Genomic DNA, 21,360 nt, shown 5'->3' with positions numbered 1-21,360 from the left:
GTGTCAGCCGGTTGGGCAGAGCTCGCGCTGACCCGCGCCGGCGATCGACCAGCCCGAGCAGAAGTAGCGGCTCAGGAGCGCGTCGCGCTCCAGCGTCACCGGCGCCCAGCGGCCGTCGCCGACGGGCTCGGCGTAGGTGTGGGTCGGGGCCAGCAGGCGGTCCAGCGCGTCCGGGTCGTGCTTGAGGTAGCGGTCCAGCCAAGCCTGCACGTAGACGCTGGCGGTGGCCTGGCCGTAGCGGCTGGCCGGCAGCGCGAGCGGGATGTCGGTGTACTCCAGGTGCGTCGAGGCGCGCGGGACGATCAGCATCGAGTCGACGCCCGCGGCCCGCCAGGCGGCGAAGCCGGTCTGGATCTCGCGCTGGGGATCGGGGGCCTGCGTGGGCGACGTCGGCGTCGGGGTCAACGAGCTGCCGCCGTTGAGGAAGTACGGCTGGACGGTGAAGCCGTAGTCGGACTGCACGGCCAGCGCGGGCACCACGGGCGTCGCGGCCGGGATCCCCATGGTCGCGCCGGAGGTCAGCTTGTCCAGCGCGACGACCGTCTCCACGCGCGGGTCGATGCCCTGCACGTAGGAGACCGCGAAGGCGCCGAGCGAGTGGCCGATGATCGCCACCTTCGTCGTGCGCCCCGGCGTGTCGGTGCGCGTGTCGACCCGGCGGTCGAAGCGCTTCCACCACGGGTTGAACGCGTCGACGGTGGCCGAGCCCGCGGCCGGACTCGCGTATGGCGTGCGCGGCGTGGACAGGAAGAAGTCCAGCGCGTCCTGGGTGCCGTGCACGAAGTTGCTGCCCTGCTGGGCGGGCACGCCCGGGCAGCCGAGCGTCTCGATGTCGCGCGGCGGGGCGAACGGGTTGCAGAAGGGCAGGTCGTCCACCGGGCCGCCGTCGTGGGGCAGCGTCTCGCTGGTGCCCTGGCCCTGCACGTCGTAGGTGAGCACGAGGTAGCCGCGCTCGGCCAGGTCCTCGGCCAGCCAGGTGTACATCCCCTCCGAGCCCTGCACCGAGCCGGTGGTGATGACCACGCCCGGATACCGCCCGCGCGCGCCCAGCGGCGCGTACACGTGCCCGCGGATCAGCGCGCCGTAGCGGTTGGTCCACGACACCGCCTGCACCTGGCCACGGGTGCCGGCCCAGCCCGCGCGCAGCGGGTTGCCGACGTTCCAGCCGGGCGCGACCGCGCCGGGCGTGATCGCCGGCCGGGTCAGGTTCTGGGCCTGCTGGGCGAACTGCGCGAGGCTGGTCTGCGTGGCGCTGGAGATCAACCCCGGCAGATAGCCCGGGTTGTCGAGCTGGCCGCCCGGCGCGGTCTGGCGCCCGTAGGCGTCCTGCATGTTCTGCAGGTCGCGCTGGAGGTACTCCGGCGTGCCGGGCTGTGGCGCCGCGGCAGCGGAGGAGGCGGCCACGGCGAGCCCAGCCAGGGCGGCCGCGACGAGGGACAGTCGACGCAGGACCATGGTGCAGACAACGCCCTCGGGACGACAAACTGGCGTTGGCGCTTGAACGGCTCGACGCGCGGTTGGACGAATGTTCGACGGCACGGCCCACCCAAGGGTGAAACAGTGTTCAGTATGCGTGGGCATGGATGCTCGCGTCGGGTCGCCGTTCTTGCCGCTGTCGCCGGCCTCGTGCTCGCGGCACCGGCAGCGTCGTCCGCCGCCAGCCTGGACCTGGTCAATCCGCAGAACGGCGCCGCGTATCAGTCGCCGCCGGTCGACTACCGGTTCGCCGGTGAGCTCGACCCGACGCAGATCGTCTACACGTGGGTCATGGCGATGCGGCTGCGCTGGAACGACGCCAGCGGCCCGATCGTCCGCTACGGCAGCGACATCATCGACATCGACGGCGACTTCAACGAGCCGGCCAGCGGCCTGATCCCGTCGACGCCGCTGCCCGAGGGCAAGTACTACCTCAGCGCCGCCCAGCGCAGCCTGGCCTGCTCGATCCCGGCGGTGCTCGGCATCGACTGCGACGCGGACCTGAAGGCCGACGCGACCTTCTGGGTCGACGCCACCGATCCGAACACCTCGCTGGACTCCGCCACACCGCCGTCGCCGACGAACGCGACCACGCGCAGCTTCACCTTCAGCGGCACCGACCCGGCGCCGGCCACCACGCCGCCGGCGACGGGCGGCCCCGCCGAGGCCTCCGGCCTCGACCGCTACGAGTGCTCGCTCGACGGCGCCGCGTACGCGACCTGCACCTCCCCGTTCACGACGCCGGCGCTGGCCGAGGGCAACCACACGTTCGCGGTGCGGGCCGTCGACAAGGCGGGCAACGCGGACGCCACGCCGTCGACCTCGGCCTGGATGCTCGACACGACCCCGCCGACGGTCACCATCACCACGCCGCCCAACCGCCAGCACTACGTGCTCGACCAGGCTGTCACGGTCGACTACGCGTGCGCCGACCCGCTGTCCGGCGGGCCGCCGCCCGTCGCCTCGGGGATCGCCAGCTGCGTCGGCACGCAACCGGATGGGGCCGCGCTGGACACCGACACGCTCGGGCCGCACCTGTTCACGGTCACCGCGACCGACAACGCCGGCAACACCAAGACGGTGACGCATGCCTACGTCGTGGACCCGCCGCGCTACGCCGACTTCGTCCTCGAGGACCACCCGATCGCCTACTACCGCCTCGGCGACCCGCTCGGCTCCGACCCGATGACCGACAGCTCCGGCCACGGCCACGACGGCGAATACCGCAACGGGGTCGCGCTGCGCCGCTCCGCCGCGATCTCCTGCCAGCGCCGGCCCCACCCGCCGCAGGCCTGCGACTTCGCCGCCGACCCCCAGGACTGGGCCGCGTTCTTCCCGGCGCGCGACGGCTACGGCTTCGTCAACGGGATCAGCGCGCCACACGGCGCCTACTCGCTGGAGGCCTGGATCAACCCGGCCGACGGCGCCAACATGGAGATCGTCGGCCACGGCGGCGGCGGGCAGCTGTTCATCTCGGGCGGCAAGCTCGCCTTCCGCCAGACGCAGGACACGATCGTCGCGTCCGCCGGCCCGACGCTGACGCCCGGCCAGTGGTGGCACGTGGCGGCCTCGTGGAACGGCTCGGTCTCGCGCCTGTACGTCAACGGCGTCCAGGTCGCCAGCTCGACGACGGCCAACCGTCCGCCGTCCGGCACGGCGACCTTCTACGTCGGCTACGGCGACCAGGCGCCGTGGTTCCACGGCACGCTCGACGAGGTCGCGTACTACGACAGCGCGCTGCCCGCCGACCAGTTCGCCGACCACCACGAGATCGGCACGGCGACCGACCATCCCTCGCTCGGCCCCGGGGATCTCAACACCGCGCGGCCGTCGACGGACCCGTCGGCCCCGGCCAACGGCGGGCTGTACGCCCCGACCAAGACGCCGAACGCCGCGTTCACCTGCGATGACCCCGACGGCGCGGCCGACGTCGCGTCGTGCACGGCGACCGTCGACGGCAACCCGATCGCCAGCGGCGACCCGCTGCCCGACGCGCTGGGTGCCCACACGTTCGTCGTCACCGCTGTCGACCAGGCCGGCAACACCTACGTCCATCCGCACACCTACACGGTCAAGGACTTCGCCTCGATCATCGGCTTCGACCTCCCGGTCGCGTACTACCGGCTCGGTGACGGGGCAGGCGCGTCGACGATGGTCGACGCGTCGCCGAACGGCCGCAACGGCGCGTACAAGAACGACCAGGACTCCGGGCCGGTCGGGATCGCCGGCGACGGCGACCGCGCGCGGCGCTTCTTCGGGGCCAACGGCTACGCCTTCGCCAACGGGATCGCCGCGCCGCGCTTCCAGGCGACGATGGAGGCCTGGGTCAACCCCGACGACGCGCGCGACCAGTCGATCGTCGGCCACGGCGACGCCGGTGAGCTGCTGATCCGCGGCGGTCGGTTCGCGTTCCGTCACATGGATCAGACCGTGACCGCGTCGGTCGGTCCGGTGGCCGGCACGTGGAGCCAGGTCGTCGGCGTGTGGGACGGCGTCCAGCTGCAGATCTACGTCGACGGCGCGCTGCGCGGATCGACGGAGGCGACCAAGCGCCCGAGCTCGAACAGCACGTTCTACGTCGGGTACGGCGAGCTGGCGCCGTGGTTCAAGGGCGCGATCGACGAGGTCGCCTACTACGACGTCGCGCTGACGGCCGGACGCGTCTATCAGCACTGGATCGCTGACCCGCCACCCGCGGTGACGCCGGTCACCGCTCCGACGCCCCCGGCGCCCGTCTTGTCCGGCGGTGGCGGCGGCGGAGGAGGGGGCGGCGGCGGCGGCGCGGCGATCGCGCCGGCGGCCAAGCCGACGTCCACCGCACCGGACGCGTCCGCCTCCCCCGGCCCCGCGTCGAGCGTGCCCGCGGCCGCACCGGCGCCCCCCGTGGCCGCGACCCCGTCGACGCCCGTCGACAAGCGCCTGACCGCCTGCGCCAAGCTGAAGGGCACCAGGAAGTCCACCTGCGTCAAGCGGGCCAAGGCCCTGATCAAGTGCGACCCGCTCAAGGGCGCCAAGAAGCAGACCTGCGTGCGCAAGGCGACGGCGATCGGGCGCAAGCCGGCCTGAGCCCCCGTCCGGCGGGTGTGACCGCGCGTCGATGATCCAGGGACGGATCTGGCGCGGATACACCCATGCATGGGACGCAAGATCGCCATCGTCGGCACCGGCATCGCCGGCCTCGCCGCCGCTCACAAGCTGCACAGCGCCGGGCACGACCTGACCGTGTTCGAGGCGGGCGCGACGCCCGGCGGCCACGCCAACACGATCGGCGTCGACACGCCGGCCGGCGCGATCGACGTGGACACCGGCTTCATCGTGTTCAACGACCGCAACTACCCGCGGTTCGAGCGCTTCCTGGACGACCTGCGCGTGGCCTGGCAGCCCAGCGACATGAGCTTCTCCGTGAGCGACGGGATCGGCGACTTCGAGTACAACGGCTCGTCGGCCAACGGGCTGTTCGCCAAGCGCTCGCACCTGGTCACGCCCTGGTTCCATCGCATGATCGCCGACCTCGTGCGCTTCAACCGTGAGGCGCTGCAGCTGCTGCGCGCCGACGACGGGCTGTCGCTGCGCGCCTGGCTGGACGAGAAGCGCTACTCGACCCCGTTCATCGAGCGGCTGATCGTCCCGCAGGCCGCCGCCGTGTGGTCGGCCGATCCGCGCCAGCTGTGGTCCTTCCCGGCGCGCTTCCTGGCCGAGTTCTTCGCCAACCACGGCATGCTCGGGTTCCGCAACCGGCCGCAGTGGCGGACCGTCGCGGGCGGCTCACGCCGCTACGTCGACGCCGCCGTCGCCCCCTGGCAACCGCGCCTGCGCCTGAACAGCCCGGTCACGGCGATCCACCGCCACGACGACCACGTCGAGATCGCCTCGCGCGGCATGCTCGCCCCCGAGCGCTTCGACGAGGTGATCCTGGCCACGCACTCCGACCAGGCGCTCGCGCTGCTCGGCGACCCCTCCGACCGCGAGCGCGAGATCCTCGGCGCGATCCCCTACCAGCCCAACGAGGCGGTCCTGCACACCGATCGCCGGCTGCTACCGCGCCGCCGCCGGGCCTGGGCGAGCTGGAACTACCACCTGCTCGAGGCGCCCACCGGCAAGCCGACGATGACCTACCACATGAACTCGCTGCAGTCGCTGCAGCCGGGCGTCGAGCTGTGCGTCACGCTGAACCACACAGAGGCGATCGATCCCGGCAAGATCCTGCGCACGATCCCCTATGCGCACCCGGTCTTCACCGCCGACGGCGTCGCCGCCCAGAGCCGTCATCACGAGATCAGCGGCCACCACCGCCGCACCCACTACGTCGGCGCCTACTGGGGCTGGGGCTTCCACGAGGACGGCGTCGTCAGCGCCGAGCGCGTCGCCGCGACCTTCTAGGCCGATGCTGACGCCCGCCGTCTACGAGGGGACGATCTCCCATCGCCGCGCCGCCGTGCGCCGGTGGGGCTTCCGCCACCGCATCGCGATGGCCTACCTGGACATGGCCGACGTCCCCGCGCGCCTGACCAAGCGCGCCCCCGGACTGCTGCGCTTCCGCCGCGAGGACTACCTGACCACCGACGCCGTGCGCGACCTGGTGCAGGAGCGGCGCGGCACGCGCCCGGCGGGCCCGATCGGCCTGCTCACCAACCTGCGCGCGCTCGGGCGCTGCTTCAACCCCGTCAGCTTCTACTACTGCTACGACGCGACCGGCACCCGGGTCGAGGCGGTCGTGGCCGAGGTCACCAACACGCCCTGGGGCGAGCGCCACGCCTACGTGCTGTCCGAGGATCCGACCCCCAAGGAGCTGCACGTCTCGCCCTTCTTCGGGATGGACCAGGAGTACGAGTGGTCGGCCGGCGAGCCGGGCGACGACCTGGTCGTGCGCATCACCAACCGCGAGGGCGCCCGACGCGTGTTCAACGCCACGCTCGACGTGCACCGCCGTCCGCTGACCCGCACGACGCTGCGCCACCACGCGCTCTCCGCGCTGCGCACGGGCGTCTTGATCTACGCTCACGCCGTCGCCCTGAAGCTCCGGGGCGTTCCCCTGCACCGCCACCCCGCGCAGCAATCGTGAAGCCCGCTCTCGCCCGCACCGCGCTCCATGCGTTGCTGTCGCGCCTGCGCGTCGGTCAGCTGACCGTCGTGGAGGGCTCCAAGCGCCACGTGTTCGGCCCCGGCGGCGCGCCCTCGGCGATCGTCGAGGTGCGCTCGCCCGAAGCCTGGCCGATCCTCCTGCGGGGCAGCCGCGGCCTGGCCGAGTCCTACATGGCCGGCCTGTGGGAGACACCGGACCTGCCCGCCGTGATCCGGGTCGCCGCGCGCAACATCGTGGCCATGGACGAGGTGCGCCGGCGCCTGACCCCGCTGCGCGAGCCCTACCAGCGCGCCCGGGCCCTGCTGGTCCGCAACACGCCCACGCGCAGCCGCGAGGACATCGCCGCCCACTACGACCTGGGCAACGACCTGTTCGAGCTGATGCTCGACCCGACGATGATGTACTCGTGCGCGGTCTTCCCGCACGAGTCGGCGTCGCTGCAGGACGCCCAGGAGGCCAAGCTCGAGCTGATCTGCCAGAAGCTGCAGCTCGGTCCCGAGGACCGTCTGCTGGAGATCGGCACGGGCTGGGGCGGCCTGGCCATCCACGCGGCGCGCACGCGGGGCTGTCACGTCACCACGACGACGCTCTCGCGCGAGCAGCGCGACCTGGCCGTGGCCCGCATCGCGCAGGCCGGCCTGAGCGACCGCATCGACGTCGTCATGGAGGACTACCGCGACCTGCAGGGCACCTACGACAAGCTCGTCTCGATCGAGATGATCGAGGCGGTCGGCTGGAAGGACTTCGGCACGTTCTTCCGCGTGTGCTCGGACCGCCTGGTCCCCGAGGGGCTGATGCTGTTGCAGGCGATCGTCATCGACGACCGCGCCTACGAGGTCGAGAAGGCCTCCAAGAGCTTCATCCGCACCTACATCTTCCCCAACGGCTGCCTGCCCTCCAACGCCGTGATCGCTCGCAGCGTGGCCCGCGAGACCGACCTGCGCGCCGTGCACCTGGAGGATCTGGCGCCGCACTACGCGCTGACGCTGAAGGAGTGGCGCTCCAACCTCGAGGCCGGCGAGGACGAGCTGGCCGCCGGCGGCTACGACGAGCGCTTCCGGCGCCTGTGGCGGCTGTACCTGGCCTACTGCGAGGCCGGCTTCGCCGAGCGTCGCATCGGGCTCGTGCAGACCGTGCTGGCCAAGCCAAACTGGCGCGGCACGATCACCGCCTCGGCGCCCGCGCTGGCCCAGCCCACCGCGATCACCGGATGATCGGCGCGGGCGGCGACGTCCGTATCCCTCGGTGATGTCTCTCCCCCGCACCGCCGCCATCGCCGTCCTGTCCCTGCGCATCGCCTACGGCGTCGCGCTCGTCGCCGCGCCCGGCCGCCTGGCCCGCAGCTGGCTGGGCCCGACCACCGCCCCGACCGACGTCGCCCTGCGCGGCCTCGGGGTGCGCGAGATCGCCGTGCACGGCGTCGCGCTGACCGCGGCCCTGCGCGGGGCGCCGATGCGGCCCTGGCTGGCCGCGTCGTTCGCCGGGGATCTGGGCGACATCGGCTCGACCGTGCTCGGCGGCTCCGCGCTCCCCGCGGGCGCGGTGCCCAAGACCGCGGCCGTGGCCGGCGGCTCCGCCCTGCTGACCGCGGCCGTCGCAGCCGCCATCGACTCCTGAGCTCGATCGCCCTCACCCGCCGCGGGTCCGGCCCGCCGCTGGTCCTGCTGCATCCGCTGGGCGCGGACCGCCACGTGTGGGACGACGTCGCCGAGCGCCTGGAGGGCGAGCGCGAGACGATCGCCGTCGACCTCCCCGGCTTCGGTGGCTCCGCGCCGCTGAACGACAGCCCGCCGCCGGTGCCCGCCCGCCTGGCCGAGGCGGTCGTCGCCGCCCTGGCCGCCGAGGGCCTGCGGGACGTCGCGGTGGCCGGCTGCTCGCTGGGCGGCTGGGTCGCGCTGGAGATCGGCCTGGCCCGGGCGGGCCGCAACGTGACGGCGATCGCCCCGGCCGGCCTGTGGCCCGAACCGCTGATGCCCCGGCGCGGGTCGGCCCGCGCGCTGGCCCGGGCCGCCTCCCCCGCGCTACCCACGCTGCTGCGCAACGACCGCGTGCGCGGCGCCGTGCTGGCCCAGTTCGTCGCCCATCCCGAGCGCGTGCCGCCCGCCCGCGCGGTGGCGCTGGTGCGCGCCTACGCGCAGGCGCCCGGGTTCCGGGCGGTCAACGACGCCATGCGGGCCAACCGCTTCACCGGCCTGGCCGACCTGCGGGTGCCGACGCTCCTGGCCTGGCCCGACCACGACCGCCTGGTCCGCGCACCGCGCGTGCTGCCCGCGACCGTGCACAGCGTGGTGCTGCGCGACTGCGGCCACCTGGCCATGTGGGACGACCCCGCGCAGGTCGCCCGCGTGCTGCTGGACGGGAGCGCGGCGTGATCCTGCTCGCCGCGGCCATCGCCCTGGCCGTGCTGATGCTGGTCAGCTGGCTGGTGTCGCTGGCCATCGGCGACGTCTCGATCGTGGACATCGTCTGGGGTCTGGCCTTCGTCGTCGTGGCGATCGTGGGCCTGCTGGCCGGCGACGGGGACGAGAGCCGCCGGATCCTGCTGGCGGTGCTCGTCGGCCTGTGGGGCCTGCGGCTGGCGGGCTACATCGGCTGGCGCAAGCTGCGCCACCCCGGCGAGGACAAGCGCTACGCCGCCATGCGCGAGCGCCGCGGGCCGTCCTTCCGCTTCACCAGCCTGGTCAGCGTCTTCGCGCTGCAGGGCGTGCTGGCCTGGGTCATCTCGCTGCCGCTGCAGGGCGCCGCGCACGCCGACGGCGGGCTCGGCGTGCTGGACGGGCTCGGCGTCGCCGTGTGGGCCGTGGGGCTGACCTTCGAGGCCGTCGGCGACGCGCAGCTGGCCCGCTTCAAGCGGGCGTCACCCGGGGGCCGGGTGATGGACCAGGGCCTGTGGCGCCTGACCCGCCATCCGAACTACTTCGGCGACGCCTGCGTGTGGTGGGGCCTGTACCTGATCGCCCTGTCGGCCGGGGTCTGGTGGACGGCGATCGGCCCGCTGATCATGACCTTCCTGCTCGTGCGCGTGTCGGGCAAGGACCTGACCGAGAAGGCGATGGCCGGCCGCCCCGGCTATGCCGAGTACGTCGCGCGCACGTCGGGGTTCGTGCCGCTGCCGCCGCGGGGCGCCAGCAGGTAGTGCGAGACGAGCCACTCGTCGCCGTCCTTGTAGCCCCAGATCTCGCGCGTCGACAGCAGGAACAGGCGCCAGGTGGCCAGCAGGCGCCTGGCCTCACGGGCGTCGTGGTCGCGGCGCAGGATGGCCAGCGCCTCGTCGGCGTGGGCGTCCAGGCGCGTCAGCCAGGCGTCCAGCGTGCGCGCGTAGTGCGTGCCCGCGACCGCCCAGCGCTGCGTCACGTGCAGGTCGCCGCCGAAGCGCAGCAGCAGGTCGTGCGAGGGCATCGTCCCCTCGGTGAAGAAGCGCTGCGCCGCCCATGTGCCCTCGAAGCGGTAGGCCACGCGGCGGTGGCTGAAGACGTGGACGAACAGGCGGCCGTCGGGGCGTAGCCAGCCGGCCACGCGGCCCAGCAGGGCCTCCCAGTTGCGCAGGTGCTCGAACATCTCCACCGAGACGATCCGGTCGAACTGCCGGCCCGGATCGAAGTCGTTGACGTCGGCGGTGACGACGGTCAGGCGGTCGGCCACGCCGCGGCGCCGAGCCTCCGCCTCGATCCAGCCACGCTGGTTGTGGGAGTTCGACACGGCGCGGACCCGGGTCTGGGGGTACTGCTCGGCGATCCACAGGCTCAGCGCGCCCCAGCCGCAGCCCAGATCGAGCACCTCCATGCCGTCGGTCAGCCCGGCGCGCGCGCAGCTGAGCGCCAGCATCGCCTCCTCGGCGCCGTCCAGATCGGTGACGCCGTCGCTCCACAGGCAGCCGCTGTACTTGCGCCGCGCGCCCAGGAAGCAGCCCAGGAACTCCGCGGGCAGCTCGTAGTGCTGGTCGTTGGCCGACTGAGGCAGCTCGGCGATCGGGCCGCTGCGCATCCGGTCGACGATCTGCTGCTGGCGCGCCTCCACCGCCTCGATGCCGCCGCGCTCCTCGCGGCGCAGGCGGGCGCGCGCGCCCCAGCGCGAGCCGGCGGCCAGGAAGGGATCAGGCAGGAGCCCAAGGGTGAGGGCCGTGTCGAGTGCGCGATAGCGGTCCATTGCAGGACCGATACGGATGACACGCGCGTCTGGATGTGGGAGAAGCCCGTGTGCCCGTGCGTTTAAGATTGGGGAAGGTGACCGCGTGACGACCGATACCGCCCCTCAGTACAGCTCGCGCCAGGAGCAGCTGGCCGCATCGCCGCCGATGTTCAAGTGGCCGCTGCTGGACAAGTTCTCGCGGGTCCACCACGTGGTGCCGATCATCATCTTCACCCCGGCGATCGTCGTCTGCTTCGTGCTCGGCGTGACGCAGATGGCCTGGTGGTCGGTCGTCCTGTGCCTGGCCGGCGGCTACGTCTTCTGGACGCTGTTCGAGTACTGGCTGCACCGGCTGGTGTTCCACTTCGAGCCCGAGGACGGCCTCGGCGCGCGGCTGCACTGGATCATCCACGGCGTCCACCACGACCACCCCAACGACCCCAAGCGGCTCGTGATGCCGCCCGCGGTCAGCGTGCCGCTGGCGCTGATCATGTTCGGCGTGTTCGTGCTCGTGCTCGGCACCCCCGCGGCGTACATGTTCACCGCGTCGTTCCTGGCCGCCTACCTGATCTACGACGAGCTGCACTACTACCTGCACCACGGTCGCCCGACGACCTGGGCCGGGCGCCGCCTGCGCGAGCTGCACATGCGCCACCACTTCCAGGACGACCACGTCGGCTACGGCATCAGCGCGCCCTGGTGGGACCTGGTGTTCGGCACGTCCTACCGGGTCAAGGCCGAGCAGCGCCGGGCCGACGCGGACGCCGAGCGTCAGTAGCGCCCGCGGCGCACCTTCGGCTCGCAGTGCAGCGGCTGGCGCGGCGGCTTGAGCGTCGGCGCGGACGGGATCTGCAGGGTCACGGCGTTGCCCGCGGCCAGCTCCACCGGATCGCCGTGGTGGTGGATGGTGATCGGGCCGCCGTCGCGGATCTCGTAGGTCGCCTCCTCGTGGGTGATGGCCACGCGGATGCGGGCGCCCCGTGAGGTGATGTTGAAGCACACGCGTTCCAGGCCGGCCGGGAGGCGCGGGCGGTAGGAGACCGCGTGATCGTGCTCGCGCACGCCGCCCAGACCGGCGATCACGGCGATCACCGCGCCGCCCAGGGACGCGATGTGGACGCCGTCGGCGGTGTTGCTGTTGAGGTCGTGCAGGTCCATCAGCGCGGCCTCGGCCAGGTAGTCGTAGGCCAGCTCGATGTGGCCCACCTCGGCGGCCACCACCGCTTGCGTGCAGGCCGACAGCGACGAGTCGCGCACGGTCAGCGCCTCGTAGTGCTCGAACGCGCGGCGCTTCTCCTCCAGCGTGAACTGGTCGCCGCACAGGTGCAGCGCGAGCACGAGGTCGGACTGCTTGACCACCTGCTTGCGGTACAGCTCGAAGTAGGGGAAGTGCAGCAGCAGCGGGTACTGGTCGGCGTCGGTGTGCGCGAAGTCCCACACGTCGTGGGTCAGGAAGTCCTGGTCCTGGGCGTGCAGGCCGAGCGCCTGGTCGAAGGGCACGGCCATCGCGTCGGCCGCCTTCTGCCAGGCCTCGACCTCGTCGGGCACGACCCCGATCTCGGCCGCCTCGCGGCGGTAGCGCGTGGCGGCGTCGGCGGCCGCGGCCAGGTTGCGCTTGGCCATCAGGTTGGTGAAGACGTTGTCGTCGACCAGCGCCGAGTACTCGTCGGGCCCGGTGACGCCGTGGATGTGGAACTGGTCGTCGACGCCGAAGTGGCCCAGGAAGGCCCACAGGCGCGCGGACTCGATCAGCAGCTCCAGACCCTCGTTGCGCTCGAACTCCTCGTCGTCGGTGGCCGCCACGTAGCGCTCGGTCGCCCAGGCGATGTCCGCGTTGATGTGGAACGCCGCCGTGCCCGCGGGCCAGTAGCCCGAGCACTCCTCGCCGTGGATCGTGCGCCAGGGCATCGCCGCGCCGGCCAGGTGCAGCTGCTCGGCGCGGGCCCGGGCCAGCGGCAGGATCCGATGGCGGAACATCAACGCGTCGCGCGCGGCGTCGGGCAGCGTGTGGATGAGCACGGGCAGGACGAACGCCTCGGTGTCCCAGAACGCGTGGCCGTCGTAGCCCGGACCGGTCAGGCCCTTGGCCGCGATCGCCCGGGTCTCGGCGCGCGCGGAGGCCTGCAGCAGGTGGAACTGGGCGAAGCGCAGCGCCTGCTGCAACGGCGGGTCGCCGTCGATGACGATGTCCGCCCGCTCCCAGTAGTCGTCCAGGTAGGCGCGCTGGCGGGCGGCCAGCTCGTCCCAGCCCTGGGCCATCGCCGTCTCCAGGCTGGCGTCGACCTGATCGCGCAGCCACTCGGTCGACTGGCGCCCGGACCAGTGGTAGGCCAGCAGCTTGGTCACGCACAGCCGGTCGCCGGGATCGAGCGCGACGGCGATCGTCACGCGCCCCAGGTCGGGCTCGCATTGGGTCAGCGTGGTGACCTTGCTGTCGCAGTCGATCACGTGCTCCATGCCCGCCGCGAAGCCGATCTCGCTGGCCCGGGTGCGGTGCACGAGCACCGTGCGCAGCCCGTGCTCGATGTCCATGACCGGGTCCAGCACGGAGCCCAGCGCCTTGCCGGCGCGCGGATCGGTGCCGCTGGGGCGGTCGGCCTGGTTGGCCTGCAGGTTGGACTGGATCGCGATCCGGACCGGCTTGTCGATCGCCTCGACCTCGTAGCGGATCGCCGCGACCGAGCGATCGACGAAGGAGACCATCCGCTGGCTGGTCACCCGCACGGTGTTGCCCGCGGCCGAGCGCCAGCGCGCCTCGCGGGTCAGGATCCCGGTGCGGAAGTCCAGCGTGCGCTCGTGCGACTCCAGCCGGCCGCGGTGCACGTCGAACGGCTCGTCCTCGACCAGCAAACGGATGATCTTGCCGTCGGTGACGTTGACGACGGCCTGGCCGTCCTCGGCGAAGCCGAAGCCGCGCTCGCCGTACTCCAGCGGATAGGACTCGTACAGGCCGCTGAGGTAGGTGCCGCTGAGCACGCGCGGCTCGCCCTCGTCGAGGTTGCCGCGCAGGCCGAGGTGGCCGTTGGAGAGCGCGAACACCGACTCGGTCTGGGCCAGATGGTCCTCGCGGAACTCGGTCTCGTGGATCGCCCAGGGATCGGGCGGGAAGACCCGCGCGTCGAAGCTCATGACAGCAGCTCGTCGAGGTCCTGCACGACGACGGTCGCACCGTGCTCGGACAGCGCCTGGGCGTGGTCGACGCGATCGACGCCGACGACCACGCCGAAGTGGCCCGCGCGACCCGCCTCCACGCCGGCCAGCGCGTCCTCGAAGACGGCGGCCTGCGCCGGCTCCACGCCGAGCTTCTGCGCGGCGATCAGGAAGGTGTCGGGGGCCGGCTTGCCCTTCAGGTGCTCGGCCTCGATCGTCGTGCCGTCGACGCGCACCTCGAGGTACTGCTCGATGTCGGCCGACTGGATGACCGCCTGGCAGTTGGCGCTGGACGACACGACCGCCGTGCGCTTGCCCGCCGCGCGCGCGGCCTGCAGGAAGCGCACCGAGCCGTCGTAGACCTCGACCTTGCCCGCGTCGATGAGCTTGAGCACGAGCTCGTTCTTGCGATCGCCGATCGCGTGGATCTCGTCCTGCGACAACGCGTAGCCGCGCGACTGCATGAAGGACTGGACGCCGTCGTAGCGGGGCTTGCCGTCCACGTACTCGTTGTAGTCCGAACCGGTGTCGAACGGTGTGAACGAGTCGCCTTCGCGTCGCCGGAGCTCCTCGTCGAAGGTCTGCTTCCAGGCCTTGGCGTGGACCTTCGCCGTCTGCGTCAGCACGCCGTCGAGATCGAAGAGGTAGGCACGGATCTCGTCCGGTAGGCCAATCACGTTCGGGATGCTATCCCCGCACCTCGGCCAGGCTGCGCTCCAGCGCCTCCATCAGGTCGCTGGCCGGGGCCGGCGCCTCCTGCTGCTTGGGCGCCTCGATCTGCTTGCCGCCCTTCTTGCGCCGCACCACGGCCTGCAGGCGCTTGCGGTACTCGTCGCGGTAGTCCGCGGGGTCCCAGTCGGCGCCGAGCGCCTCGACCAGCTTGACCGCCTGCGTCAGCTGCTTGGGCGCCGGCTTGGCGCCGCCCGTGTCGATGCCCCTGGGATCGCGCACCTCGTCGGCGAAGCGCATCGTGGTCAGCTCCAGCGCGCCGTCGCGCACGCGGATGGCCACGAGCGACTCCTTCGTGCGCAGGACGAAGCGCCCGAGCGCCACCTGGTCGGCGCGCTCCATCACCTCGACCAGCAGCCGGTAGGCGCGCTTGGGCCCGTCACCGTCGCCGGAGGGCACCAGCCAGTAGGGATGGTCGAGCAGGATCGGATCGACGGCCTCGACATCGGCGAACGAGGCGATCTCGATCGTGTGCGTCTTGCCCGGCGCGACCGCGGCCAGCTCGTCGTCGGTGACAATCACCTGCGTGCCGTCGTCGAGCTCGTACCCGTGGGCGATCTCCTCCCAGGGCACCTCCGTGTCCTCCTGCTCGCAGAAGCGGTGCGTCTCGATGCGGGCCGCGTCCTTCTCGTGCAGCTCGTGGAAGTGCAGATCCTGGTCGCGCACGGCGCTGTGCAGGCGCACGGGCACGTTGACCAGGCCGAAGGAGAGCGAGCCCGACCACAGGGCGCGGGCCATCAGCGCAGGCTCGCTTCCAGCGCGGCCAGCAGGTCGTCGGTCGCCTCGGTGTCGGGCTCCTGCGGCAGCTCGATCTCCTGGCCCGCGCCCTTGGCCTTCAGCAGCTTCAGCACGAGCGCGCGGTACTCGTCCTGCTCCCGTTCGGGCCGGAACGCCGCGTGCAGCGACTTGACCAGCTTGCCGGCCATCGTCACCTCCTGCTTGGACGGGGCCTTGGAGGGCCGGCCGACGTCCAGCGATGTCGCCTCCACCAGCTCGTCGGCGAAGCGCAGGGTGTGCAGGCGCAGGATCTTGGGCCGGTCGTGCGGGGAGATCGCGGCCAGGTACTCGCGGTCGTGGAACACGAAGCGGCCCACCGCGACCCGGCCGGTCTGCTCCAGCGCGTCGTGCAGCAGCCGGTAGGCCGCACCGCCCTCGTCGCCCGCGCCCAGGTAGTAGGTCTTCTCGAAGAACACCCGGTCGATGTCGGCCAGCGGCACGCACGCCTCGACGTCGATGACGTGCGTCCGGTCGCCCGCCGCCGCCTTGATCTCCTCGCTCTCCAGGATCACGGTGTCGCCGTTGGACTGCTCGTAACCCTTGACCACGTCGGCATAGTCGACCTCCTTGCCCTCCTTGGCGCAGAAGCGCCGGTGCTGGATCGGCGAGCCATCCTTGACGTGCACCTGGCGGAAGCGCACCGTCTTGGACTCCGTCGCCGTGTGCAGCTTCACCGGGACGTTGAGCAGCCCCAACGTGATCGTTCCGTTCCACAGCGAGCGCGGTGCCTTCTTCGCGGCGGGCATGACCGTCCCATTACCCGCCGCCCACCGCCAGGGACGAGCGGCAACGCGCCACGCTCGCGGGCCGTTGTCGGATTACCGTCGCATAGCGACGGTCAGCTGACAACGATCGATTGGCTCGCGCCAACGACTATCGCAACGAGTCCAGCGCCTCGTTGACCAGCGCGTCGGCGTCGGCGTTCTGGGCGCGGGGGACGTTGCGCATCGACCAGTCGGTGAACCGGGACAGCAGCGCGAGCGCCTCGGCGTGCAGCGGCTGCAGCGCCGGGTGCTTGACCTGGTAGGCGCCGTTGACGTGCTTGGCCACCAGCTCGGAGTCGTTGACGATCTCGACCTCCGTGGCGCCGAGCTCCAGCGCCCGGGTCAGGCCCAGCAGCAGGCCCCGGTACTCGGCGACGTTGTTCGTCGTCTCCCCCAGGCGCTGGGCCGTGCGGTCGACGACCGCGCCGTCGGGCGTGGACAGGACGGCGGCGGCCGCGGCCGGTCCTGGATTGCCGCGGGCCCCGCCGTCGACGTGGACCACGAGGCGCATCGGCGGCGGCGCTACCCGTTGATCGGATCGATGCGCGGGAAGTCGCCGGCGGCGCGGGCCCGGCGGCGGTCGCGCACCTCGCGGCGGCCGTCACCGATCGACGTGGCGTCGCGGTCGCGCCGTTCGGACGTCCGGCGGTCGATGATCACCGTGACGTTGGGATCGTCGGCGTAGTAGGCCTCGAGCTTGGGGAACAGCTCGTCCGCCAATGGCTCAGGCACGACGCAGTAGATCATCTTGGCGGGAGGCTACCCGGCGGCGAGGTGAATCTCACCGCGTTCGTCGGCCGCGGCGTTGGGCTGCTGATCGGCCTCGTCGAGCTGGGAGATCTCGTCGCCCTGCTCGGCCACGCGGACGCCGGCGGCCTCGTCGGCGAGGTCGACCTCGTAGCGGTACCAGCACAGCTCCCAGCCAGCGGTGATCGAGACGATCGAGCCCTCGGTGGCCGACGGACGCACGACGACGAACGGCGCGCCCAGGGACCGGGCCACGCCGGCCACCGTGCGCGGATGGTCGGAGCCGTTGAACACCTCGATGGCCCGGGCGCGCTTCATGTCGGCGTTGGTCGGCACCGCGCGCACGGAGCGACCGTCGCGGGCGCGATCGGCCACCGGGTCGGGCTTGGGCGCCGGCGGCGGGGCCGGAGCGGGCGCCACCTCGGCCACGTAGGTCGGGTCGTGCTCGTCGCCGTAGGGCAGGACGGGCGCCTCCAGCGGCTCGTCGGCCGCGGCGCGGCCGCCGTGGCGGCGGATCCCGTTCTCGGCCGACAACTCGCCGCTCTCGACCGGTCGCTTGCTGTTGCGCCCCAGGCGGCCGAACAGCGAGCCGCGCTCGCGGCGGCCGCGCTGGCGCACGGGCATGTCGTCGACCAGGCCCTCGCGGATCCAGCCCTCCAGCGCCGCGCGCTGCGTGCACAGCTCGCAGACGTTGCGGCGCTGGCCGGAGTGCAGGAAGACGTCCGCATGCTCACCGCGCAGCAGGGTCCTCCCGCACACGTCGCACGAGACCATGGCCTGGTTGGTGGCGATCTGCTTGGGCGTCACGAGACGGCGCAGCCTACAACGACACGGCCTCCTGCCCGGTGGCGGCGACGACCTTCTGCGCCAGGTGCGCCGGCACTTCCTCGTAGCGCAGGAACTCCATCGCGTAGTCGCCCTGGCCGCCGGTCACCGAGCGCAGATCGGGCGCGTAGGTGAGCATCTCGGCCATCGGGACCTCGGCCCGGATCTCGGTCATCCCACCCGCCGACTCCATGCCCTGCGGGCGCCCGCGGCGGCTATTGAGATCGCCGATCACGTCGCCCACGCAGTCCTCGGGGACCGACACCGACACGGCCATGATCGGCTCCAGCAGGACGCCGTCGGCCTGATGCATCGCGTCGCGCATGGCGATCGAGCCGGCCACCTTGAAGGCCATCTCCGAGCTGTCGACCGAGTGGTAGGACCCGTCGACCAGGCGCACCCGCACGCCCTTGACCGGGAAGCCGGCCACCGGACCGCTGGCCATCGCCTCGCGCACCCCCTTCTCCACCGCGGGGATGAACGAGTTCGGGATGACCCCGCCCTTGATCTTGTCCTCGAAGACGAAGCCCGAGGGGTGAGCGGGATCGGACAGCGGCTCGATCTCGATGTGGCAGTCGCCGAACTGGCCGCGTCCGCCCGACTGCTTCTTGTGGCGCCCGTGGGCCTTGGCCGGCCGGCGCAGCGTCTCCTGGTAGGGCACGCGCGGCGGCTTGAGCGTCACCTCGGCGCCGAAGCGGTCGCGCAGACGGTCGACGATCACCTCGACGTGGATCTGCGACAGCCCGGCGACGATCTGCTCGCCCGTCTGCTCGTCGCGATGCAGGTCGATCGTCGGGTCCTCCTCCTGCAGGCGGCGCAGCGCGGTGAACACCTTGTCCTCGTCGCCCTTGGTCTTCGGCTCCATGGCGAAGGCCATCACCGGGGCCGGCAGCTTGATGGCCGGCATCGAGATGGGCTCGTCGCGCGCGGCCAGCCAGTCGCCGGCGCGCGTCTCCTTGAGCTTGGCCACGGCGCCGATGTCGCCCGGGCCGAACTCGTCGGCGTGCTCGGTCTCCTTGCCGGCGAACACGAGCAGCTGCCCCACGCGTTCCTTGTGGTGCGTGCGCGTGTTCATCACGTGCGAGTCGTGGTTCATCACGCCGCTGTAGACGCGGAACAGGTTGATCCGCCCGGCGAAGGTGTCGGCCCGCGTCTTGAACACGTAGGCGAACAGCTCGGCCTCCTCCGTCGGCTCCAGCGTGTGCCCCTCGACGTCCAGGGCGCCGTGCTTGACCGGGCTGGGCAGGTCCTCGACGATCGCGTCGAGCAGGCGGTTGACGGCCAGGTTGCGGGTGGCCACGCCGCACGTGACCGGGAAGATGTCGCCATGGTTGGTGCCGTCCTTCAGCGCCGTGACGATCTCCTCGTGGGAGATCTCCTCGCCCTCGAGATAGCGCTCCATCAGCGACTCCGACACCTCGGCGACCTCGTCCATCAGGCGCTCGCGGTAGTCCTCGGCGATGGCCTGCAGGTCGTCGGGGATCGGGATCTCGGTGCAGTTGTCGCGCGAGGCGTCTTCGCTGTAGGCGTAGGCGCGCATGTCGACGAGGTCGATCACGCCGCGCACGTCGTGCTCGCGGCCGATCGGGATCTCGGTCGCGACGACGTGCGGCCCGAAGGCGGCCTTGAGGGCCTCCAACGTGCGGAAGAAGTCGGCGCGCTCGCGATCGAGCATGTTCACGAACAGCAGCCGCGCGATGTCCAGCTCGGCGGCGCGTCGCCACAGGCGGGTGGTCGAGACCTCGACGCCCATCACCGCGTTGACGACGAAGACGGCCGACTCGCAGACGCGCAGGGCGCCGAGCGCGTCGGCCACGAAGGACGGCTCACCGGGGGTGTCCAGCAGGTTGATCTTGCGATCGGCCCAGTCGAACGAGCTGAGCGTCGCGCCGATCGACATCCGGCGCGACTGCTCGTCGGGTTCGGAGTCCGAGACCGTGGTCCCGTCTGTCACGTTGCCCAGGCGGTTGATCGCGCCAGCCTGAAAGAGCAGGGCCTCGTGCAATGAGGTCTTGCCACTCCCCCGGTGACCGACAAGGGCGACGTTGCGAATGCGGTCTGCACGCTTGTGCACGCCTACGCTCCTCTCCTCGCGTGGAGCATCGGACCTTACACCCGCATGGAAATTCCCTGGACCATCTCCTCGACCGCGCTTGACGCGGCCCAGGCGGCGATGGTCGCGCTGCCCGCGGCGGGGCTTCCGCGCGCCCTGCAGCGCTTCTCGGGCAAGTGGTGGGCGCTGATCCCGCCGATCTCGATCATCGCCGTCGTCTACGCGATCACGGTGCTGCCGGGCGTGGCCGACGGGCTCACCTGGCTGGCCCTGATCGCCTGCCCGCCGCTGGCCGCGATCACGGTCGGCTGGGCCATGCACGGGGCGCGCTGGTGGTACGCCCCGGCGGCCGTCCCGGTGCTGGCGGGCGCCATCCACTGGCACGACACGCTGGGCGGGCACCTGTGCGCGCTGGCGATGACCGCGCTGTCGACGGTCACGCTGGCCCGGCTGCTGGCCGGCGTCACGCCCCGCCTGCTGCTGAAGCTGGGGATCGTGGCCATGGCCGTCGCCGACGCCTACCTGATCCTCTCCGAGCAGCTGCAGGCGCCCAACGCGGCGCTCGTCGGGGCCGCCCCGGCCCCCACGCTGCCCCGCCTGCAGGTGGCGATCGTCGATCCCGCCTCGATGGGCTACGGCGACCTGTTCCTGGCCGCGGTGCTGGGCGCCGTCGTCGCGCTGGAGGCGCGCCGCTACCGCGACCAGTTGGCGATGGCGGTCATCGTCTTCGTCCTGGCCGTGGCCTTCGACGGCCTGTTCCTGTGGCTGGACTCGCTGCCGGCCACCGTTCCGGTGGCCGTCGCGCTGCTGATCTGGGAGGCGCTCAGGCGCCGGGGAGCACGTCGGTCTCCGCCTGCAGACGGGAGCGCAGGCGCAGCACCGCCTTCGTATGCAGCTGGGAGATCCGCGACTCCGTGACCCCGAGGACCTCGCCGATCTCGCGCAGCGTCAGGTTCTCGTAGTAGTAGAGCGCCACGACGAGCTTCTCGCGCTCGGGCAGGCGCGCGATCGCGTCGGCCACGCGGTCCTTCAGCTCGGTGGCGTCCATGATCGTCGCGGGATCCGGCGCGCCGGGGTCCTGCAGCGTGTCCAGCAGCGAGACCTGGTCGCCGGACGCGTCGCTGACCGTCCACAGCTCGTCCAGCGCGGCCACCGAGGAGTTGGAGATCTGCAGGAGCGCGTCCTGGAACTCCTCGACGGTCATCTCCAGCTCGAGCGCCATCTCCTCGTCGCTGGGCGCCCGCTGCAGACGATGCTCGAGCTTGGAGTTGGCCCGCTCGATGTCGCGGGCGCGGGCGCGCACCGAGCGGGGCACCCAGTCCAGCGAGCGCAGCTCGTCGATGATCGCGCCCTTGATGCGCGTGATCGCGTAGGTCTCGAACTTGATCTCGCGCTCGATGTCGAAGCGCTCGATGGCCGAGATCAGGCCGACCAGGCCGTAGGAGATGAGGTCGGCCTCCTCCACGTGCGCCGGCAGGCCCGAGGCCATGCGGCCGGAGACGTACTTGACCAGCGGCGAGTAGGCCACGACCAGGCGCTCGCGCGCACGCTGATCACCGGACGACTTGTAGCGTCGCCAGAGGTCGCGCAGCTCGATCGCCTTGACGTTGGTTTCCACGAGGTGGTCT

Annotated in this window: 20 protein-coding genes; 9 read left to right on the top strand and 11 right to left on the bottom strand. The window is 71.9% G+C overall.

Annotated elements, in window-relative coordinates:
- Positions 1–3: 3 nt before the first annotated feature.
- On the bottom strand, positions 4–1,455 hold the full coding sequence (locus ACZ5UI_RS04365) for an alpha/beta hydrolase family protein (RefSeq protein ID WP_464194602.1): 1,452 nt from the start codon (positions 1,453–1,455) through the stop codon (positions 4–6).
- Between the two features lie 171 nt (positions 1,456–1,626).
- Here ACZ5UI_RS04365 and ACZ5UI_RS04360 point away from each other — a divergent pair, with 171 nt between their 5' ends.
- The 7 genes from ACZ5UI_RS04360 to ACZ5UI_RS04330 all read left to right on the top strand — a co-directional run bounded on the left by ACZ5UI_RS04360 (position 1,627) and on the right by ACZ5UI_RS04330 (position 9,695).
- A complete protein-coding gene (locus ACZ5UI_RS04360) occupies positions 1,627–4,542 on the top strand; it encodes a LamG domain-containing protein (protein WP_464194600.1) in 2,916 nt (971 codons plus the stop codon).
- Between the two features lie 69 nt (positions 4,543–4,611).
- Positions 4,612–5,856 (top strand): NAD(P)/FAD-dependent oxidoreductase, encoded by a 1,245-nt coding sequence (locus tag ACZ5UI_RS04355; protein ID WP_464194598.1) that lies wholly within the window; start codon positions 4,612–4,614, stop codon positions 5,854–5,856.
- 4 nt (positions 5,857–5,860) lie between these two features.
- The gene (locus ACZ5UI_RS04350; RefSeq protein ID WP_464194596.1) at positions 5,861–6,538 is read left to right on the top strand and encodes a DUF1365 domain-containing protein; all 678 of its coding nucleotides are present in this window, start codon (positions 5,861–5,863) and stop codon (positions 6,536–6,538) included.
- Positions 6,535–7,773, top strand: coding sequence for a class I SAM-dependent methyltransferase (locus ACZ5UI_RS04345; protein WP_464194594.1), 1,239 nt, complete (start codon positions 6,535–6,537; stop codon positions 7,771–7,773). Before ACZ5UI_RS04350 ends, ACZ5UI_RS04345 begins: the two co-directional genes overlap by 4 nt.
- A gap of 34 nt (positions 7,774–7,807) precedes the next feature.
- A complete protein-coding gene (locus tag ACZ5UI_RS04340) occupies positions 7,808–8,176 on the top strand; it encodes a hypothetical protein (RefSeq protein ID WP_464194592.1) in 369 nt (122 codons plus the stop codon).
- A gap of 74 nt (positions 8,177–8,250) precedes the next feature.
- Positions 8,251–8,931, top strand: coding sequence for an alpha/beta fold hydrolase (locus ACZ5UI_RS04335; protein ID WP_464194590.1), 681 nt, complete (start codon positions 8,251–8,253; stop codon positions 8,929–8,931).
- Positions 8,928–9,695, top strand: a complete 768-nt coding sequence (locus tag ACZ5UI_RS04330; protein WP_464194588.1) for a DUF1295 domain-containing protein — start codon at positions 8,928–8,930, stop codon at positions 9,693–9,695. Before ACZ5UI_RS04335 ends, ACZ5UI_RS04330 begins: the two co-directional genes overlap by 4 nt.
- On the opposite strand, the gene ACZ5UI_RS04325 is transcribed toward ACZ5UI_RS04330, so the two are convergent.
- Positions 9,629–10,705, bottom strand: coding sequence for an SAM-dependent methyltransferase (locus ACZ5UI_RS04325; protein WP_464194586.1), 1,077 nt, complete (start codon positions 10,703–10,705; stop codon positions 9,629–9,631). The two genes, ACZ5UI_RS04330 and ACZ5UI_RS04325, sit on opposite strands and share 67 nt — an antisense overlap.
- Before the next feature lie 85 nt (positions 10,706–10,790).
- Here ACZ5UI_RS04325 and ACZ5UI_RS04320 point away from each other — a divergent pair, with 85 nt between their 5' ends.
- On the top strand, positions 10,791–11,465 hold the full coding sequence (locus tag ACZ5UI_RS04320; protein ID WP_464194584.1) for a sterol desaturase family protein: 675 nt from the start codon (positions 10,791–10,793) through the stop codon (positions 11,463–11,465).
- Here ACZ5UI_RS04320 and ACZ5UI_RS04315 read toward each other — a convergent pair.
- The 8 genes from ACZ5UI_RS04315 to fusA all read right to left on the bottom strand — a co-directional run bounded on the left by ACZ5UI_RS04315 (position 11,459) and on the right by fusA (position 19,753).
- Complete coding sequence (locus ACZ5UI_RS04315) at positions 11,459–13,816, bottom strand: glycoside hydrolase family 65 protein (protein ID WP_464194582.1); 2,358 nt, start codon at positions 13,814–13,816, stop codon at positions 11,459–11,461. The two genes, ACZ5UI_RS04320 and ACZ5UI_RS04315, sit on opposite strands and share 7 nt — an antisense overlap.
- Positions 13,813–14,514, bottom strand: a complete 702-nt coding sequence (locus ACZ5UI_RS04310; protein WP_464194580.1) for a beta-phosphoglucomutase family hydrolase — start codon at positions 14,512–14,514, stop codon at positions 13,813–13,815. The genes ACZ5UI_RS04315 and ACZ5UI_RS04310 overlap by 4 nt, the downstream gene beginning before the upstream one ends.
- Before the next feature lie 10 nt (positions 14,515–14,524).
- Positions 14,525–15,304 carry a non-homologous end joining protein Ku gene (ku, locus tag ACZ5UI_RS04305; protein WP_464194578.1) on the bottom strand — a complete coding sequence of 260 codons (780 nt, stop codon included), beginning with the start codon at positions 15,302–15,304 and terminating at the stop codon, positions 14,525–14,527.
- A complete protein-coding gene (ku, locus tag ACZ5UI_RS04300) occupies positions 15,304–16,089 on the bottom strand; it encodes a non-homologous end joining protein Ku (protein WP_464194576.1) in 786 nt (261 codons plus the stop codon). Before ku (ACZ5UI_RS04300) ends, ku (ACZ5UI_RS04305) begins: the two co-directional genes overlap by 1 nt.
- A 127-nt stretch (positions 16,090–16,216) precedes the next feature.
- A complete protein-coding gene (locus ACZ5UI_RS04295) occupies positions 16,217–16,618 on the bottom strand; it encodes a ribonuclease HI family protein (protein WP_464194574.1) in 402 nt (133 codons plus the stop codon).
- 11 nt (positions 16,619–16,629) lie between these two features.
- Positions 16,630–16,839 (bottom strand): hypothetical protein, encoded by a 210-nt coding sequence (locus ACZ5UI_RS04290; protein ID WP_464194572.1) that lies wholly within the window; start codon positions 16,837–16,839, stop codon positions 16,630–16,632.
- A gap of 27 nt (positions 16,840–16,866) precedes the next feature.
- Positions 16,867–17,661 carry a hypothetical protein gene (locus ACZ5UI_RS04285; protein ID WP_464194570.1) on the bottom strand — a complete coding sequence of 265 codons (795 nt, stop codon included), beginning with the start codon at positions 17,659–17,661 and terminating at the stop codon, positions 16,867–16,869.
- A gap of 13 nt (positions 17,662–17,674) precedes the next feature.
- Complete coding sequence (gene fusA / locus ACZ5UI_RS04280; protein ID WP_464194568.1) at positions 17,675–19,753, bottom strand: elongation factor G; 2,079 nt, start codon at positions 19,751–19,753, stop codon at positions 17,675–17,677.
- A 45-nt stretch (positions 19,754–19,798) separates the two neighbouring features.
- Between fusA and ACZ5UI_RS04275 the strand changes: the two genes are divergently transcribed.
- Complete coding sequence (locus tag ACZ5UI_RS04275) at positions 19,799–20,650, top strand: hypothetical protein (protein ID WP_464194566.1); 852 nt, start codon at positions 19,799–19,801, stop codon at positions 20,648–20,650.
- On the opposite strand, the gene whiG is transcribed toward ACZ5UI_RS04275, so the two are convergent.
- On the bottom strand, positions 20,556–21,350 hold the full coding sequence (whiG, locus tag ACZ5UI_RS04270; RefSeq protein ID WP_464194564.1) for an RNA polymerase sigma factor WhiG: 795 nt from the start codon (positions 21,348–21,350) through the stop codon (positions 20,556–20,558). The genes ACZ5UI_RS04275 and whiG overlap by 95 nt on opposite strands.
- Positions 21,351–21,360: the final 10 nt, after the last annotated feature.

This window comes from Conexibacter sp. JCM 18997, from assembly GCF_055391915.1.
Note: the sequence above shows the minus strand (reverse complement) of the source record. Positions and strands in the feature narration are given on the sequence as shown.

Excerpts from the sequence above, each read along its gene's own strand:
- ACZ5UI_RS04340 (WP_464194592.1), top strand. The coding sequence starts at position 7,808 with ATGTCTCTCCCCCGCACCGCCGCCATCGCCGTCCTGTCCCTGCGCATC.
- ACZ5UI_RS04355 (WP_464194598.1), top strand. The coding sequence starts at position 4,612 with ATGGGACGCAAGATCGCCATCGTCGGCACCGGCATCGCCGGCCTCGCC.
- ku (WP_464194576.1), bottom strand. The coding sequence starts at position 16,089 with ATGCCCGCCGCGAAGAAGGCACCGCGCTCGCTGTGGAACGGAACGATC.
- ACZ5UI_RS04275 (WP_464194566.1), top strand. The coding sequence starts at position 19,799 with ATGGAAATTCCCTGGACCATCTCCTCGACCGCGCTTGACGCGGCCCAG.
- ACZ5UI_RS04365 (WP_464194602.1), bottom strand. The coding sequence starts at position 1,455 with ATGGTCCTGCGTCGACTGTCCCTCGTCGCGGCCGCCCTGGCTGGGCTC.
- ku (WP_464194578.1), bottom strand. The coding sequence starts at position 15,304 with ATGGCCCGCGCCCTGTGGTCGGGCTCGCTCTCCTTCGGCCTGGTCAAC.
- ACZ5UI_RS04325 (WP_464194586.1), bottom strand. The coding sequence starts at position 10,705 with ATGGACCGCTATCGCGCACTCGACACGGCCCTCACCCTTGGGCTCCTG.
- ACZ5UI_RS04350 (WP_464194596.1), top strand. The coding sequence starts at position 5,861 with ATGCTGACGCCCGCCGTCTACGAGGGGACGATCTCCCATCGCCGCGCC.
- ACZ5UI_RS04315 (WP_464194582.1), bottom strand. The coding sequence starts at position 13,816 with ATGAGCTTCGACGCGCGGGTCTTCCCGCCCGATCCCTGGGCGATCCAC.
- ACZ5UI_RS04295 (WP_464194574.1), bottom strand. The coding sequence starts at position 16,618 with ATGCGCCTCGTGGTCCACGTCGACGGCGGGGCCCGCGGCAATCCAGGA.